The sequence below is a fragment of the Amycolatopsis sp. NPDC049253 genome, assembly GCF_040678995.1.
Classification (GTDB): domain Bacteria; phylum Actinomycetota; class Actinomycetes; order Mycobacteriales; family Pseudonocardiaceae; genus Amycolatopsis.
The window spans coordinates 26,651-41,098 of the sequence record NZ_JBFAQX010000026.1 but is presented as its reverse complement, the minus strand read 5'-3'; the positions used below and the strand labels follow the sequence as shown (position 1 = coordinate 41,098).

Here is a 14,448-nt window from a genome sequence, read left to right as displayed (position 1 = left end):
CCCCTCACTCCGCTGGCTCGCCGCCAGGGGCCGGGGCGGCTCTTCGCACCCTACGCGCTCGGTGCGCCGTTGTGCGGGCCCCGGAGTCACCTTCTGCGGCAACGATTTCAGCGACCCTGGCCGCCGTAGGGCAGCGCTGGCAGGAAAAATCCCCGCCGACGTGGGGAAAACCGATACGGATCAAGCCTTCCCGGCCGGGGCGACGGCGGCCATCGCCCGGTCGAGGCACGCGGCGAACGTCTCCGCGGCCCCGCCGGCGAGCCACGCGTGCTGCGCGGCGAGCAGGCACGAGAACGCGGCGCCCGCGACGGCGGGGAGCGCCGGGTCGGTGGGGTCGGACGGCGCGCCCCGGGATTCGGCGCGTTCGCGCAGCACGGTCTCGGCCGCGGCCGCCATGCGGTGCAGCTTTTCGAGGTAGCTCGCCAGCAAGGCGGGCGTCGCGAAGACGATGCGCTGCATGGGCTCGGCGACCTCGTGCTTGCCGGGCGCGTCGACGTAAGGCACGAGCAGGTCGAACACCCGGCGCAGCGAGGTCCACGCCGGTTCGTCGAGCGGGCGCTCGCGAAGCCGCTCGACCATCGTCTCGGCCAGCACCTCGAACTTGCCGACGATCAGGTCTTCCTTGGTGGGGAAGTAGCGGAACAGGCTGCGCCGGGACAGGCCCGCGGCTTCGGCGACGTCGTCCATCGTCGTGCGCTCGTAGCCGTGTTCGACGAACAGCCGCTGCGCGGCCTCGGTGATGTCCTGCTGCACGGCCCGGCGGGTCCGTTCGCGCAGGCCGGGGCGGTGGTCGTTCACCGGGCCACACTAGCAGCGGGCGGCAGAGTTGGCACTGAGTGCCACAAGTGGCGTATGGTGCCGATCAAGGAGTCCGAGAACGAGGAGCGTCATGTCCGAACCGAAGACGATCGTGATCACCGGTGCCAGCGACGGCATCGGTGCGGCCGCGGCCCGCCGCCTGCACGCCGACGGCCACCGCGTCGTGGTCGTCGGGCGCTCGCCCGCCAAGACCGAGGCCGTCGCCGGGGAGCTCGGGGCCGAGCACCACATCGCCGACTTCGCGAGCTTCGCGGAGGTGCGGGGCCTGGCCGCCGCACTCGACGCGGCACACCCGCGCATCGACGTGCTCGTGAACAACGCCGGCGGCGTCTTCGGCGATCGGGCGAAAACCGCCGACGGGTTCGAGAAGACCCTGCAGGTCAACCACCTGTCGCCGTTCCTGCTCACCACACTGCTGCTGGACAAGCTGCTGGCGTCGCGCGCGTCGGTGATCCAGACTTCGAGCTCCGGCGCCCGGCTCTTCGGCGACCTGCGTCTCGACGACCTCGACCACGACGCGGCCTTCACTCCGCACAAGGCCTACGGCACCACCAAGCTGGAGAACATCCTGTTCACCCGCGAGCTCCACGCCCGGTTCCGCGCCCGGGGCCTGTCGGCGGCCGCGTTCCATCCCGGTGCCGTCGCCACGGCCTTCGCGACCGAGAGCTCCAGCTTCTTCCGGCTGGTCTACAACAACCCGCTCGGCCGGATGGCCATGGTGAGCCCGGAGAAGGGCGCGCGCCAGCTGGTCTGGCTGGCGACGACGGCGCCGGGCGTCGAGTGGGAGTCCGGCGCGTACTACGAGCGCGGCAAGCCCGCGCGGCGCGTGAACCCGCAGGCGAACGACGACGACCTCGCTCGCCGGCTGTGGGACCGCTCGGCCGAGCTCGTCGGGGTGAAAACCGCCTGAGGTTCAGCAGGCTCAGGCGGCAGGCTCAGCGGGGCCGGAGCCCGGCCACGACGAGGTCCAGCAGCCGCGACGCCAGCTCGCGCTGGTCTTCGTGGCCGGCGATCAGGGTGACCCCGCCGATCGCCATCATCACGTCGTCGGCCGGGACGTCGGCGCGCAGCGTCCCGGCCTCGGCCGCGGTGGTCAGCATGCGCTCGATCGCCGAGCGCAGCAGGTCACGGCTGTGGGTGCGCAGGCCCTCGCGCGCGGCGAGGATGCCGGGCAGGGCTTCGGCCATGCCGTTCTTGGTGAGCATGTAGTCCACGAACCGGTCCATCCACGCGCGCAGCGCGGCGTCGGGTGCCCGCTCGGCGAGCAGGTCCGCGGCGGATCCGGCCAGGCGCTCGGTCTCGCTGCGGTAGGTCGCCTCGACGAGGTCCTCCCGCGCCGGGAAGCGCCGGTACAGCGTGGCGATGCCGACGCCGGCCTCCTTCGCGATGGCCTTGAGCGAGGTGTCGGCGCCCTGGCGGGAAAACGCGCGCGCCGCGGCCTCGAGGATGCGGTCCTGGTTCTCCTGCGCGTCGGCCCTCAGTGACCGTCCGGTGTTCGTCACGCCACTCCTCTTTGCTAAGTGGACCCGCATCCGCTTATAGTCGTAAGTGGAACCGGCTCCACATACGAGACTAGCGGAGCAGAGAGGACAGCACCATGACCCAGCGAGTGATCACGCCCTTCGGCGCGACGTCCACGGCGGCCGAGGTGGTCGCCGGGGTCGACCTGAGCGGCCGGCGCGCCGTCGTGACCGGGGCGGCGTCGGGGATCGGCGAGGAGACGGCCCGTGCGCTCGCGTCGGCCGGCGCGGAGGTGACGCTGGCCGTGCGCGACGCGGCGGCGGGGGAGCGGGTGGCGCGCGAGATCGTGGCGAGCACGGGCAACGCGGCCGTGCACGTGGCCACGCTGGATCTCGCCGACCCGGCCTCGGTGCGCGCGTTCGCGGCGGCCTGGCAAGAGCCGTTGCACATCCTGGTGGCCAACGCCGGCGTGATGGCCACACCCGAGCGGCGGACGGCCCAGGGCTGGGAGCTGCAGTTCGCCACCAACCACCTCGGGCACTTCCAGCTGGCGACCGGCCTGCACGGCGCGCTCTTCGCGGCGGGACACGCCCGCGTGGTCGTGGTCAGCTCGGTGGGGCACGTCAACGGCGAGGTGCTCTTCGACGACGTCTCCTTCACACGCACCCCGTACGACCCGTGGGCGGCCTACAGCCAGTCGAAGACGGCCAACATCCTCTTCGCCGTCGAGGCCGCCCGGCTCTGGGCGGCCGAGGGGATCACGGTGAACGCGCTCAACCCGGGCCGCATCTGGTCCACGAACCTCGGCCGGCACATGGAGAACCCGCCTTCGGCCTTCGATCCCTCCGGCGCGACCGGCGTTTCCGTGAAGGACATCCCGCAGGGTGCCGCGACCTCGGTGCTGCTCGCCGCGTCGCCCCTGCTGGAAGGAGTCACGGGGAAGTACTTCGAGGACTGTCAGGAGGCCGAGCCGTTCACGGAGGGCGTGCGGCGCGGCGTCGCGGACTTCGCGCTCGACCCGGCGAAGGCGCGGCAGCTGTGGACGCTCTCGGCTCGGCTGCTCGCCGAAGCGGGGTATCCGGCCGGGTGACTCGGCGCCGGTGTGGTGCCCGTGCACCACACCGGCGCGGGCCGTCACTCGCGCAGGAACGTGAGCAGCTCGGCGTTGAAGGTGGCCGCGTGGGTGACGTTGAGGCCGTGCGGGGCGTCCTCGACCAGCACGAGCCTGCTGTCGGGAATGGCCTCGGCCGTCCGCTTCCCGCTGACCTCGAACGGCACGATCGCGTCCGAGTCGCCGTGGATGACCAGCGTCGGGATGGTGAAGGACTTCAGGTCGTCGCGGAAGTCGGTCTTGGTGAACGCGGTGGTGCAGTCCAGCGTGCCCTTCGGGGAGGCGAACGCGGCGATCACCGTGTTGTAGGCGTGCACCGAAGGGCTGACCAGGTCGGTGCGGCCCTTCACGGAGAAGAAGTTCGTGACGAACCCTTCGACGAAGGCGGGGCGGTCGGCGCGGATCCCGTCGTGGAACCCGGTGAGCGCGGCCTCGTCGAGACCGCCGCCGGGGTTCCCGTCCTCCTTGAACAGGTACGGGGGCACGGCCGCGGCGAACACGGCCTTGGCGACGCGGCCGGTGCCGTAGCGGCCGACGTACCGCGCGACCTCGCCGCCGCCCATCGAGAAGCCGACGAGCGTGACGTCGCTGAGGTCGAGGGCCGTGAGGAGCTTGTCGAGGTCGTCGGCGAGGGTGTCGTAGTCGTAGCCGTCCCACGGCTGCGACGACTGCCCGAACCCGCGGCGGTCGTAGGTGATCACGCGGTAGCCGTCCTCCACGAGCGCGGGCACCTGGCCCTCCCACGAACGGCTCGACAGCGGCCAGCCGTGGATCAGCACGACCGGACGGCCCGCGCCGTGGTCCTCGTAGTAGAGCTCGATCGGCGCGCCGTTTTCTTCCCCGACTGTCACCTTGGGCATGAGCTGTCCTCTCGTTGGCGAAACGGGTGGGTGCGGAGCTTCCGGTCGTGGCGTCGTCGCCGGCACCGGTACTGCCGAGGTGAACGGTAGTCCGGCGCGGTGCCGCGGCGGGAGTACCGCGATCGGTGGACTTCCGCGGCGGAGGGCGCGTGCCGGCTACGTCGTCGCCTGGGTACTCGGGGTGCTCGGTGCGCTCGAGCCGCCGCACACGGAGACGACTGCGCCGACGGCCGTGGCGACCTGCGTCGCGGCCGTGCGCAGCGCGGTGACGTCGAGCGGCTGGGTCGTCAGCACGTCCTGCAGCTGCTGGAGCGCCGTCCCCGCAGCGTCGACGTCGGACCGCGCTTGCGGCCCGAGCGTGTCACGGGCGGCGTCGAGGGACGAGCGCAGGTCACGCGCCGCGGTGCTCACTTCGTCGCGGCTCGCCTGACCGGCGACGAGCGAGGCCGTCTTGGTCGCGAGGTTCCGGGCCGCCGTGGCGACCGCGGTGCACTCGACGTTCCCGCCGCCCGAGGTCGGCGCGGGCGAGGCCGGAGCGGACACCGCGCCCGACGGCGCCGGCGTCTGTCCACTTTGGTCGCCCGAGCACGCGGTGGTGACCGCGAGCGCGCCGAGCAGCGCCGCGACGGCCGCGACGGCTCGCCGCGCCCCGGTGTGGCGTCCGGCGCCGGTTTCCTCGGCCACGTCCGCCTCCTCGTCTGCGCGCCGACGGTGGTCTGTCCGCCATCGTCGCGGCACGGGCCGTTCGCCCGCCTCGCCCGGTCCGGGTGAGCTGGACGGCTCTGGACACCTTCGCCGCCGGTGGGTCGCCCGCCTGTCGCTGAATTTTTCACTCGGGTGAGACGTGCTGTGGCCGCCATTCGGGCTAATCCGCGCCGGGACGGTCCGGCAGCGTCCACATCGGAGTGTCGAATCGGCGCCGGGAGACTGCCGGGAACGCCGCACACGAAGGCGCAATCCAACTCGTCGAAATGCCGTATTCGCGGCGGCCGAATGGACGCGGCCGGGGAGGCGAAGTGGTGTGTTTCACAGTTGTACCAGTACTGCGTGATCCGTCAACCGGTGCGCGCGCGGGCAGGTGATCCGACGGTAAAACCGGAGGCGGCGGCCGCGATTCGCCGGCTGTGTCGTGGCAGTTCGCGCGGGTGGTCGAAGACGGGGAACGGCCCGAACCGCGATTCGGTGATCTTTTAACCGCCACCAGACCATTTCGCGGGTTCTGCGCCGGAGTGACGCACCGTGGTTGAGCTGATCGTGTAGTGCTGCAAGTGATCTTGGGCCGCCCGTTGGCCCAGAGTGATCGTGTGGGTAGTGTCTGCGCTCGCAAGAGTGACCCCCATGGGCGATGATCGATCGGCCGGCCGGGTTTCGCACCACGAATCTAACTCGGAGTCATTGCTGGAACGTGATCATCGGATCGACTCCGATTGTGCTGTGCGCGGATCTTGCCCACCCGGTCACCGGGGTACACCGGGTCTTCGGAATTCCATCCGATCCGTTCGTCCTTTTCGATGCAGGAAGAAAGAATAGTGGATTTCGACGCGCTGGCCGCCGAGCTGAGAAAACTCCGGGAAAACGTCGCCGGCGTCACCGACACGGTGCTCGCGGCGGTCGACGGGATACCGATCATGGCCGACGCGGCCGACCACCTCGATCCCGCGAAACTGTCCGCGCTGGCGGCCGCGGACCTGGGGATCGCGCGCCAGGCGTCGGAGGTGTGCGGGCAAGGCACGTTGAAGCAGACCGTGGTTTTCAGCAGTGACGGCTACATGGCCGTCTACGCGATCGGCCGGGTGGCGGTGCTGGTCGTCATGGGGGACAAGGGACTCAACGTCGGCCGCCTGCTGTTCGAGTCCCGCCCCGTGATCGAGCGGCTCGGCGCGATCCTGGCCGCCTAGCCGAACCCGGCACCCCACCCACCACCAGTTCACAGGAGGAGTTCGAGTGATGATGAACATCGACACCGCGTTGAAGGAAGCCATGTCCATCGCCGGCGCCATCGGCGTCGCCCTGGTCGACTACGACAGCGGGATGTCGCTCGGCACGAGCGGCGGCGGCGACTGGCTGGACCTCGAGGTCGCCGCGGCAGGCAACACCGAGGTGGTGCGGTCCAAGCTGCGGGTGATGGCGTCGCTCGCGCTCAACGACAGCATCGAGGACATCCTGATCACGCTGCACCGCCAGTACCACCTGATCCGCCTGCTGAACTCGGTCGGTTCCCGGAACTCGCTGTTCCTCTACCTGGTGCTGGACCGTGAACGCGCGAACCTGGCGCTGGCACGGCACTACCTCAAGCGCATCGAAACGGACCTGCAGGTCTAGCTCCACCCGCACACGAGGAGGCGGTGATGACCGGAGGCGGGTCCAGCGTCGCTCTCACCATCGGCTCGGCGTTCATGACCGACCTCGGGTCCCCGTTCCCGGCGAGGATGAACCTCGCGGGTGACGAGCTGGAGTTCACGTTCGTGCTGTCGGGCCACCCGCCCGGCGACGTCTCGGAGTGGGTGCGGCTGCGGTCCGGCGTGGGCCTGGCCGGCCGGGTGCCCCGCTTCACCGCCGACGCGGGCGGGCGCCGGCTCCGGGTCGAGCTCACCGGGACCGCCATCGGCGCTTTGATCGTGCCGTTGGCGGACCTGGCGCCGGCCGGGGTCAACGCGCCGCAACCCGGCCCCTGGCAGGACCGGATGACCACCACGGTGCAGCTCGCCGTGGACGAGATCGCGCGGATGCTGTCGCGGTGCCGGCACCGGGCCGGCGGCGCCGAACCGCTGATCGACCTGGAACTGTCCTACGAGCCGGACCGCGAGTACCGCACCCGCGTCGCCGAGGTCCACGAGCGGGTGCGCGCCTTCGTGTCCCCGGTCCGGCCCGTGCTGGAACTGCGCTGGCGCGCGGTGACCCCGGCGCAGCGCAAGGCCCTGCTCGACGAGCTGCCCGACATCGCCCCGGCCCGCAGGTGGTTCCGCCGCAGCCGCACCGCGACGATCATGGGGCTCGAGGTGGAGCTGCCGTCCTGAGTGGACGTCGCGGGTGCCCCGCGGCTAGGGCAGCACGACGAGTTTCCCGGTGGCTCGGTCGGTTTCCCTGTGGCGGTGCCCCGCGACGACGTCCTCGAGACCGAAGACCCGGTCGACGTTGGGCCGGTAGACGCCCGCCTCGACCTCGTCGACGACGCCTGCAGCACGGGCGTGCTGCCCTTGAGGTCGTCGCTGTGGAACGCCGTGAGCTTCGTTCCGGACGGGATCATCGCGATCGGTTCGAGGTCGGGGATCACCCACCCGCTCAGCGAACCCGCCACGCACACCGTCCCGGCGCGCCGGACCAGGCGCAGCGAGTCGACCGCCGTGCTCGCCCCGACGAGGTCCAGCACATGGTCGGGGCCTTCGGGTCAGAGCGCGCGCACGCTCGCGGCCGGCGAGCCGCCGGTGTCGAGCAGCACGTGGTCGACGCCGGCGTCGCGCAGGGCGCCGGCCTGGTCCGGCCGCCGGGTCGTGGCCGCGACCTCGATCCCGCGGGCGGCCGCGATCGACGCGGCAGCCAGCCCCACCGAGGACGTCCCGCCGCGGATCAGCAGCCGTCCCCGCGTGGCCGCCAAGGTGTCGAGTGCGCCGTGGGCGGTCAGGTAGGTCTCCGGCAGCGCGGCCAGGACGTCCCAGGGCAACGTGGTCGTGACCGGCATCAGCAGCGGGTTCGGCACCAGGGCGTACTCCGCGTAGCCGCCGTCGAACTCCCGCCCGAGCCCACCCATCACCGCCGCGACCGTCGTGCCCTCGGGCAGCAGGGCATCGGTGGAGACCGCCACGGTTCCCACGCACTCGATGCCCAGCACCCGCGGGAACGTCACGTCGGGGGAGTGCCCCTGACGCGTCCTCAGCTCCGACCGGTTCAGGCCCGCGCCGCGCACCCGCACCAGGCTCCAGCCTTCGCGAACCGCCGGCACCGGCACCTCACGGATCTCCAGCACCTCCGGCCCGCCCGCCCGGACGCAGACCGCCGCTCTCATCGTCGCACCCATGCCGTGCACTCTCGCCCGGACGCGGGCTGACCGGCCACCAGTAGAATGCCAATCCATGCCCGACGGCCGCCAACCTGCCCGCTCGCACGTCTGGCCGTCCGGGGGCGCGCACTTCTGGCCGTCAGGCGGAACGAGCGCCGTGCAATCCCACCCGCGCGGCCACCTGGTGTACGCCGCCCGCGGCGTCCTGTCGGTCCACACCGGACAGGGCACCTCGATCGTCCCGGCCAACCGGGTCGCCTGGACTCCCGCCGGGACCACCCACCACCACCGCGCCCACGGCGACACGGACATGCGGATCGTCTTCCTGCCCCCGTCGCTGGCCCGGCTCGTGCCCGACCACCCCGCCGTGTTCGCGGCCTCCGACCTCGCCCGCAGCGCCCTGCTGACCCTCACCGGGCCCCGCAACTACGACCCCGCCGCGCGCCCCCTCGACCCCGCCGCGCGCGCCCGCCTGCGCCGCGTCCTGGTCGACGAGCTCCACGAGGCCCCCGAACAGCCCCTGCACCTCCCGCAACCCCACGACGACCGCTTGCGCGCCCTCTCCCGGGCGCTCCAAGATTGCCCCGCGGACAACACGCCTCTGGCCGAGCTCGGGCGCACGGTCGGCGCCAGCGCCCGCACCCTGAGCCGCTTGCTCCACAACGAGCTCGGCATGACCTTCTACGAGTGGCGCACCCAGCTGCGCATCTGCCACGCCCTCATCCTGCTCGCCGAAGGCCACGACACGACCCACGTCGCGCACGCCTGCGGCTGGGCCAATCCGAGCCACTTCATCGCCGCGTTCACCACCCTCGTGGGCACGACACCGGGCCGGCACCGGGCCGGTCAGCAGGGCCGGGCGTCCGCAGGGGCTTGAGTGCGTGCCCGGGTGGGGTGCGGGCAGCGAGTCCTCCCGGCGGGCCACCGACTCCGGTGTCCCTCGGCGAGGCCGTCCACACCGCGGACGACCTCGCCGAGCGAGGTGCGAGGTGCGAGGTCACCCCACCGTGCCGACCAGGTCGGGCCGGTCCAGCGCCTCGCCCGCGATCCAGGCCGCCACGTCGAACAGCGCGGCATCCTGGCCGGTGCGGCCCATGATCTGCAGGCCGAGCGGCAGGTCTTCGTCGGCCAGCACCGGGAGGGTCAGGGCGGGGCAGCCGAGCAGTGAAGCGGTCACGTTCATGGCGACATTGCCGGTCGAGTCGAGGCCGGTCGGGGCGGCGCCACAAGCGGCGAGGGTGATCATCGCGTCGTAGTTCGCCGCGGCGTTCTCGTAGGCGGCGCGCGCCGTGGCGCGCTGGTCGAGGAGCTCGCGGTATTCCTGCTGGGTCATCGCTTCGGCGGTTTTCAGGCGGTCGCGGGCGTCGAGGCTGAGCTTGGTGGCGTCCATGTCGGCGTAGGTGTTGAGCGGCCAGCGGCCTTCCCACGCGACGATCGCCTGCGTCAGCCGCAGCGCGTCGGCGACCGCCTTTTCGACGGTTTCGACCCGGTCGTCCCGAGTCCGGTCCACCACCTGGACGCCGTGGTCCTGCAGGCGTTGCCGCACCGCGGCGAACGCCCGGCGCGCGCCTTCGGTCGTCTCGCTCCACCCGCCGGTCTCGAGGACGGCGAGCGTCACCGGCTTGGTGCGCCGGGTGAAGTCCACGTCGCCGGCCAGGCCGGCATACCCCGGATCGCCGCCCGCACGGTCGGCGATGGCGCGCAGCACCGCCCAGGTGTCGGCGAGCGTCGCGCCGATCGAGCCTTGGCAGCTCTGGCTGAAGTGGTCGTGCGAGCCACTCCGGTTGACGGCGCCGACGCTCGGCTTGAAGCCCACCGCGCCGCAGAAGCTCGACGGGCGCAGGATCGAGCCGAGCAGCTGCGTGCCGAGGCCCACCGGGACCATGCCGGCACCGACGGCCGCCGCCGAGCCGCTGGACGAGCCGCCCGGCGTGCGGCCCGGGTCGTGCGGGTTCGTGGTCTCGTGCCACGGGTGCTTCGAGGCCAGTTCCGTCGTGGTGGTCTTGCCGACGATGACCGCGCCGGCCTCGCGCAACGCGTGCACGCTCGCCGAGTCGCGCTTCCAGTCGGTGCCCTCCCACAGCGGCGAGCCCTGGCTCGTCGGCATGTCGGCGGTCTCGATGATGTCCTTGACCGCCACGGGCATGCCGTCGATCGGCGACAGCGGCTTCCCGGCGGCCCACCGCTCCGCCGACTCGTCCGCGGCCCGCCGCGCCCCCTCCGGGTTGACGACGACGAACGCGGCCACCGTGCCGTCGAGCTGGTCGATGCGGTTCAGCGTCTCTTCGAGGTAGGTACGGGGGCTGAGCCGGCCGGACCGCAGATCCTCGCCGTGCGACACATAGCCCCGCAGCCGCTGCCCGGGCATCGTCGGTTCGGTCACGCGTGCACCTCCGGGGTCTCGACGTTCGTCCCACACCGGTGCCACATCGGATTCGCAAGCATGCCCACATCCTGCGCCACGGGACGGGAAGACGCCACGATCGTGGCGGATCGCCGGAGTGATGTTCACGGCGGCCGGGCGGATGGGCACGACGCGCTCGCCGCCGGTCGGCGCCATCCGCCGGCGGTGGTCACGCCCTGCTTGTGCCGTTCGTCCCGGCCGGCGCGGCGGCCAGGTTCACGACCTCGGGCAGCAGCTCCTGCGGATGGGTCGCGAGGGCCTCGACTTCGACGTCGAGGTAGGGGAACAGCGGCAGCGAGGTGAGGATCTCGTGCAGGTGCGTGGCGTCCCGGACCTCGTACAGGGCGAGCGTGCCCTGTTTGCCGGGCAGCCGCCAGAGTTTCGTCAGGACGCCCTCGGCGCGCAGCCGCAGGGCGAGAGCGCGCTCTTGTGCTCGCAGTTCGCCGATGTGGTCCGCGGTGAGGTGCGGGGGGAAGCTGGTGGTCGATCGGACCAGGAACTCCATGGAGGTTCTCTCTGTTCGGAGTGGACTCGGCGTGGGCCGGTTCAGACGGTGATGCGGTGCAGTGAGCCGGCGAGCTCGGCAGGAGCCGTGACCATGGCCTCGTGCCCGGTGCGCAACTCCTGCACGTCGTACCCGCGCTCCGCGGCTCGCTTGGCGTAGGGCGCGAACACGGCCATCCAGTCGGTGCAGTCGAGGTAGGTCGCCGGCAGGTCGCCGGGCAGTGCGGCGCTCACGGGGTCGAGGTAGGTCTTCCAGGGATGGGGTGACAGCCGCGGGGTCAGCCAGTCCAGATCGTCCTGTTCCGTCACTCCGAGGACTTCCAGTGAGCGAGGCGGGATCAGCCACCCGAAACCGGGTCCGGCCACGGATTCCCGGTAGTGCCCGGCCACATGGTCGGGCAACAGGTCGATCGCGCGCTCGCCGGCGTCGGCGACGAAGGCGTCCAGGTACACCGCGCGCCCGATCCGGGCGCGGTTGCGCGCCGCCACTTCGGTGACGACCTGCCCGGCGTAGCTGTGTCCCACCAGGATCACGTCCGTCAGGTCCCACGCCTCCAGCAGCGCGAGCACGTCCTCGGTGTGCGTCTCGAGCCCCACGTCCGGGGAGATCAGGTGGCGCCGGTCGCTGATCCCCGTCAGCGTCGGCGCGAAGACCCGGTGCTCGAGACGCTGGAGTTCGGCTGTCACCCGCTGCCAGCACCAGCCGCCGTGCCAGGCCCCGTGAACCAGTACGTAGGTGCTCATCCCGCCCCTTCGTTATGCGAACTACATCCTCACGCAGATTGCGCGACAGGATTGTTAACAATAAAGTACAACCAGATCAGCGACGAGGGAAGGACACCTTCAGTGCCGAACGAGCGTCTGGCCCGAGCCGCGGTGACGACCGGCCGCCGGACCGTCGAGTTCCGCGAGCTCCCCGTCCCCGACCTGACCGGTGGCGACGGCCTGCTCGCCGTCGAGGCGGTGGGGATCTGCGGTTCCGACGTGGTTTCCTTCGACCGGGTCGACGAGCCCGCTCGCATCATGGGTCACGAGACCGTGGGGGTCGTCGCGGACGCGACGGCGTCCGCGGTCGCGAGGTGGGGTGTGGCGCCGGGGGACCGCGTGCTGCTGGAGGAGTACCTCCCTTGTGGACACTGCCGGTTCTGCCGGACCTCGGAGTTCCGGTGGTGCCTCGAATCCGACCCATCGGCGACGCCGGACGCGTTGCGGTACGGGACCACCTCGCTGACCGTGGCGCCGGGACTCTGGGGCGGGTTCAGCGAGCTGCAGTACCTGCACCCGCGCACGGTGCTGCACCGCGTGCCGGACTCACTGCCGTCCGACATCGCGACCCTCGCGCTGCCGGTGGCCAACGGGTACGAGTGGGCCTACCGCAGCGGCGGCGTCGGCACCGGCTCCGCGGTCGTCGTGATCGGACCGGGACAGCAGGGCCTCGGGTCCGTCCTGGCTTCCCGGATCGCCGGCGCGTCGGTGATCGTCGCGGTCGGTCTCGAACGCGACGGCGCCCGGCTGGACGCGGCCCGGTCCCTGGGCGCCACCCACACGCTCACCAGCGGACCCGACCTGGTGGAGCGGATCCGCGACGCCACCGGCGGCGAGGGTGCGGACCTGGTCGTCAACACCGCGTCCGGCACCGCCGCGGTGTTCAACGACGCGATCGCCGTGCTGCGCAAGTCCGGCCGGCTGGTGATGCCCGTGCGCGAGCGCAAGCCGCAGGACGGGATCGATCTCGGGGCCCTGTCCCGGAAGTGCCTGACCGTGGTCGGCATGCGCGGGCACAGTTTCGACGCGGTGGAGTCGGCCATCGGCATCCTGCAGGACAACCTCGAGCTCGTCCGTCCACTCGCGACGATGACGGTGCCGTACGACCGGGTGGCCGACGCCATCCTCTCCACCGGTGGCCACGGGTCCGTCGCCGACGTCATCCACGCGACCGTCACCGTCGCGCGGCCGTGACACCCCGCGCTGCTGCGGACACCGCAGCCTGACAGTTCCCCTCGGAGGCAAGATGCGCATCACGCGAGAACAGAACGAACGGCTCACCCGGGTCGAGGGTGAGGCCCCCATGGGGCAGGTCTTCCGCCGGTACTGGATCCCGGCCGTCCTGTCGGAGGAGGTCCCCGAGCCCGACAGCCCGCCCGTGCGGGTGCGGCTGCTCGGTGAGGACCTCGTGGCGTTCCGCGACTCCAACGGCGAGGTCGGCCTGCTCGACGCCTACTGCTCGCACCGCCGGGCGCCGTTGTTCTTCGGCCGCAACGAGGAATGCGGTCTGCGCTGCGTCTACCACGGCTGGAAGTTCGACGTGAACGGCAACTGCCTCGACACGCCCTCGGAGGAACCCGGTGCGCGGCTGCGCTTCCGCGCCGGGATCAAGGCCTACCCGGTGTACGAGGCCGGCGGGATCGTGTGGACCTACATGGGACCGGTCGACACGATGCCCGAACCGCCGGACTACGAATGGCTGCGGGCGCCCGCGACGCACCGCGGCGTCTCCAAGACCAACGAGCCGTGCAACTACCTGCAGGCGATCGAAGGCGGCATCGACACCGCCCACTCGTCGTTCGCGCACAACAACGACCTGTCCAACACCAAGTCGCTGCGGGCGCTGGACCGGCACCCGAAGCTCGAGGTGGAGCTGCGACCACACGGCTTCACCTACGCGAGCCTGCGCCGCGTCGGCGGCGGGCGCCGGTACCTGCGCGTCTACCAGTTCGCCATGCCGTTCATGCAGATCCGCAGCGTGCTGCTGAGCTGGCACGGCCAGGGCGAGGACGCCGAGTACCCCGCGCTGCACGGCCACATCTGGGTGCCGATCGACGACCACAACACCGCCATCTACAACTTCGCCTACTCCGCGCGGCCCGAGCAGCCGATGCCGCACGGGTGGTTCGCCGAGCACGAGGACGAGATGGGCCGCGGCCCGCAGGACTTCAAACCCGGGACGTACTGGCTGGTCCGCGAACCGGAGAACGACTTCATGATCGACCGCGAGGTGCAGCGCACGCGGACCTTCACCGGTATCGAGGGCGTCAACACCCAGGACTTCGCCATCCAGACCGGCATGGGCCGGATCGTGGACCGCAGCAAGGAAGCACTCGGCAGCACCGACCTGGCGATCTCGACCGCCCGCAAGCTGCTGCTCGAGGCGACCGACCGCGCCGGGCGAGGGGAGCCGATGGTCGGTGCCTCTCCCGAAGACCACCGCGACACCCGCGCGGCCGACCTGCTCATGGCCGAGGGCGACGCCTGGCGCGAGGCCGCCAAGGATCTGCAGTCCGCCTGGTACTGA

The 14,448-nt window shown here is 71.5% G+C and carries 17 protein-coding genes; 8 read left to right on the top strand and 9 right to left on the bottom strand.

The window, feature by feature from the left end:
• Positions 1–180: 180 nt before the first annotated feature.
• The gene (locus tag AB0K15_RS37420; protein ID WP_364061813.1) at positions 181–798 is read right to left on the bottom strand and encodes a helix-turn-helix domain-containing protein; all 618 of its coding nucleotides are present in this window, start codon (positions 796–798) and stop codon (positions 181–183) included.
• A 91-nt stretch (positions 799–889) separates the two neighbouring features.
• Between AB0K15_RS37420 and AB0K15_RS37415 the strand changes: the two genes are divergently transcribed.
• Positions 890–1,729 (top strand): SDR family NAD(P)-dependent oxidoreductase, encoded by an 840-nt coding sequence (locus AB0K15_RS37415; RefSeq protein ID WP_364061810.1) that lies wholly within the window; start codon positions 890–892, stop codon positions 1,727–1,729.
• A gap of 25 nt (positions 1,730–1,754) precedes the next feature.
• On the opposite strand, the gene AB0K15_RS37410 is transcribed toward AB0K15_RS37415, so the two are convergent.
• Complete coding sequence (locus AB0K15_RS37410) at positions 1,755–2,321, bottom strand: helix-turn-helix domain-containing protein (RefSeq protein ID WP_364061807.1); 567 nt, start codon at positions 2,319–2,321, stop codon at positions 1,755–1,757.
• Between the two features lie 95 nt (positions 2,322–2,416).
• Here AB0K15_RS37410 and AB0K15_RS37405 point away from each other — a divergent pair, with 95 nt between their 5' ends.
• The gene (locus tag AB0K15_RS37405) at positions 2,417–3,370 is read left to right on the top strand and encodes an SDR family NAD(P)-dependent oxidoreductase (RefSeq protein ID WP_364061804.1); all 954 of its coding nucleotides are present in this window, start codon (positions 2,417–2,419) and stop codon (positions 3,368–3,370) included.
• A 44-nt stretch (positions 3,371–3,414) separates the two neighbouring features.
• On the opposite strand, the gene AB0K15_RS37400 is transcribed toward AB0K15_RS37405, so the two are convergent.
• A complete protein-coding gene (locus AB0K15_RS37400) occupies positions 3,415–4,251 on the bottom strand; it encodes an alpha/beta hydrolase (protein ID WP_364061801.1) in 837 nt (278 codons plus the stop codon).
• A gap of 156 nt (positions 4,252–4,407) precedes the next feature.
• Positions 4,408–4,935 (bottom strand): hypothetical protein, encoded by a 528-nt coding sequence (locus AB0K15_RS37395; protein ID WP_364061798.1) that lies wholly within the window; start codon positions 4,933–4,935, stop codon positions 4,408–4,410.
• 845 nt (positions 4,936–5,780) lie between these two features.
• Between AB0K15_RS37395 and AB0K15_RS37390 the strand changes: the two genes are divergently transcribed.
• From AB0K15_RS37390 to AB0K15_RS37380, 3 genes are read left to right on the top strand one after another with little or no spacing between them, the layout of a single operon-like run.
• Positions 5,781–6,149 carry a roadblock/LC7 domain-containing protein gene (locus AB0K15_RS37390; RefSeq protein ID WP_220247833.1) on the top strand — a complete coding sequence of 123 codons (369 nt, stop codon included), beginning with the start codon at positions 5,781–5,783 and terminating at the stop codon, positions 6,147–6,149.
• Positions 6,150–6,201: 52 nt separating this feature from the next.
• Positions 6,202–6,573 carry a hypothetical protein gene (locus AB0K15_RS37385; protein WP_360598572.1) on the top strand — a complete coding sequence of 124 codons (372 nt, stop codon included), beginning with the start codon at positions 6,202–6,204 and terminating at the stop codon, positions 6,571–6,573.
• Positions 6,574–6,599: 26 nt separating this feature from the next.
• Entirely contained in the window at positions 6,600–7,268 is a 669-nt protein-coding gene (locus AB0K15_RS37380; protein WP_364061793.1) for a hypothetical protein, read from the top strand.
• Between the two features lie 24 nt (positions 7,269–7,292).
• Here the strand turns inward: AB0K15_RS37380 and AB0K15_RS37375 are convergent, their stop codons facing one another.
• A complete protein-coding gene (locus AB0K15_RS37375; RefSeq protein ID WP_364061790.1) occupies positions 7,293–7,529 on the bottom strand; it encodes a zinc-binding dehydrogenase in 237 nt (78 codons plus the stop codon).
• Positions 7,530–7,639: 110 nt separating this feature from the next.
• The gene (locus tag AB0K15_RS37370) at positions 7,640–8,266 is read right to left on the bottom strand and encodes an alcohol dehydrogenase catalytic domain-containing protein (protein ID WP_364061787.1); all 627 of its coding nucleotides are present in this window, start codon (positions 8,264–8,266) and stop codon (positions 7,640–7,642) included.
• On the opposite strand from AB0K15_RS37370, the gene AB0K15_RS37365 reads away from it, so the two are divergent.
• Positions 8,265–9,125, top strand: coding sequence for a helix-turn-helix transcriptional regulator (locus AB0K15_RS37365; protein ID WP_364061784.1), 861 nt, complete (start codon positions 8,265–8,267; stop codon positions 9,123–9,125). The two genes, AB0K15_RS37370 and AB0K15_RS37365, sit on opposite strands and share 2 nt — an antisense overlap.
• 120 nt (positions 9,126–9,245) lie before the next feature.
• On the opposite strand, the gene AB0K15_RS37360 is transcribed toward AB0K15_RS37365, so the two are convergent.
• The 3 genes from AB0K15_RS37360 to AB0K15_RS37350 all read right to left on the bottom strand — a co-directional run bounded on the left by AB0K15_RS37360 (position 9,246) and on the right by AB0K15_RS37350 (position 11,900).
• Entirely contained in the window at positions 9,246–10,631 is a 1,386-nt protein-coding gene (locus AB0K15_RS37360) for an amidase (protein WP_364061781.1), read from the bottom strand.
• Positions 10,632–10,821: 190 nt separating this feature from the next.
• Entirely contained in the window at positions 10,822–11,157 is a 336-nt protein-coding gene (locus tag AB0K15_RS37355) for a muconolactone Delta-isomerase family protein (RefSeq protein ID WP_364061778.1), read from the bottom strand.
• A 41-nt stretch (positions 11,158–11,198) separates the two neighbouring features.
• Positions 11,199–11,900 (bottom strand): alpha/beta hydrolase family protein, encoded by a 702-nt coding sequence (locus AB0K15_RS37350; RefSeq protein WP_364061775.1) that lies wholly within the window; start codon positions 11,898–11,900, stop codon positions 11,199–11,201.
• Positions 11,901–12,002: 102 nt separating this feature from the next.
• On the opposite strand from AB0K15_RS37350, the gene AB0K15_RS37345 reads away from it, so the two are divergent.
• Together AB0K15_RS37345 and AB0K15_RS37340 are read left to right on the top strand one after the other, a co-directional pair.
• Complete coding sequence (locus AB0K15_RS37345; RefSeq protein ID WP_364061772.1) at positions 12,003–13,115, top strand: alcohol dehydrogenase catalytic domain-containing protein; 1,113 nt, start codon at positions 12,003–12,005, stop codon at positions 13,113–13,115.
• A gap of 52 nt (positions 13,116–13,167) precedes the next feature.
• The gene (locus tag AB0K15_RS37340) at positions 13,168–14,448 is read left to right on the top strand and encodes a Rieske 2Fe-2S domain-containing protein (protein ID WP_364061769.1); all 1,281 of its coding nucleotides are present in this window, start codon (positions 13,168–13,170) and stop codon (positions 14,446–14,448) included.

Coding starts and splice junctions, on each gene's coding strand:
- AB0K15_RS37385 (WP_360598572.1), top strand. CDS start 6,202: ATGAACATCGACACCGCGTTGAAGGAAGCCATGTCCATCGCCGGCGCC.
- AB0K15_RS37340 (WP_364061769.1), top strand. CDS start 13,168: ATGCGCATCACGCGAGAACAGAACGAACGGCTCACCCGGGTCGAGGGT.
- AB0K15_RS37350 (WP_364061775.1), bottom strand. CDS start 11,900: ATGAGCACCTACGTACTGGTTCACGGGGCCTGGCACGGCGGCTGGTGC.
- AB0K15_RS37380 (WP_364061793.1), top strand. CDS start 6,600: ATGACCGGAGGCGGGTCCAGCGTCGCTCTCACCATCGGCTCGGCGTTC.
- AB0K15_RS37405 (WP_364061804.1), top strand. CDS start 2,417: ATGACCCAGCGAGTGATCACGCCCTTCGGCGCGACGTCCACGGCGGCC.
- AB0K15_RS37365 (WP_364061784.1), top strand. CDS start 8,265: ATGCCGTGCACTCTCGCCCGGACGCGGGCTGACCGGCCACCAGTAGAA.
- AB0K15_RS37400 (WP_364061801.1), bottom strand. CDS start 4,251: ATGCCCAAGGTGACAGTCGGGGAAGAAAACGGCGCGCCGATCGAGCTC.
- AB0K15_RS37370 (WP_364061787.1), bottom strand. CDS start 8,266: ATGGGTGCGACGATGAGAGCGGCGGTCTGCGTCCGGGCGGGCGGGCCG.
- AB0K15_RS37415 (WP_364061810.1), top strand. CDS start 890: ATGTCCGAACCGAAGACGATCGTGATCACCGGTGCCAGCGACGGCATC.
- AB0K15_RS37355 (WP_364061778.1), bottom strand. CDS start 11,157: ATGGAGTTCCTGGTCCGATCGACCACCAGCTTCCCCCCGCACCTCACC.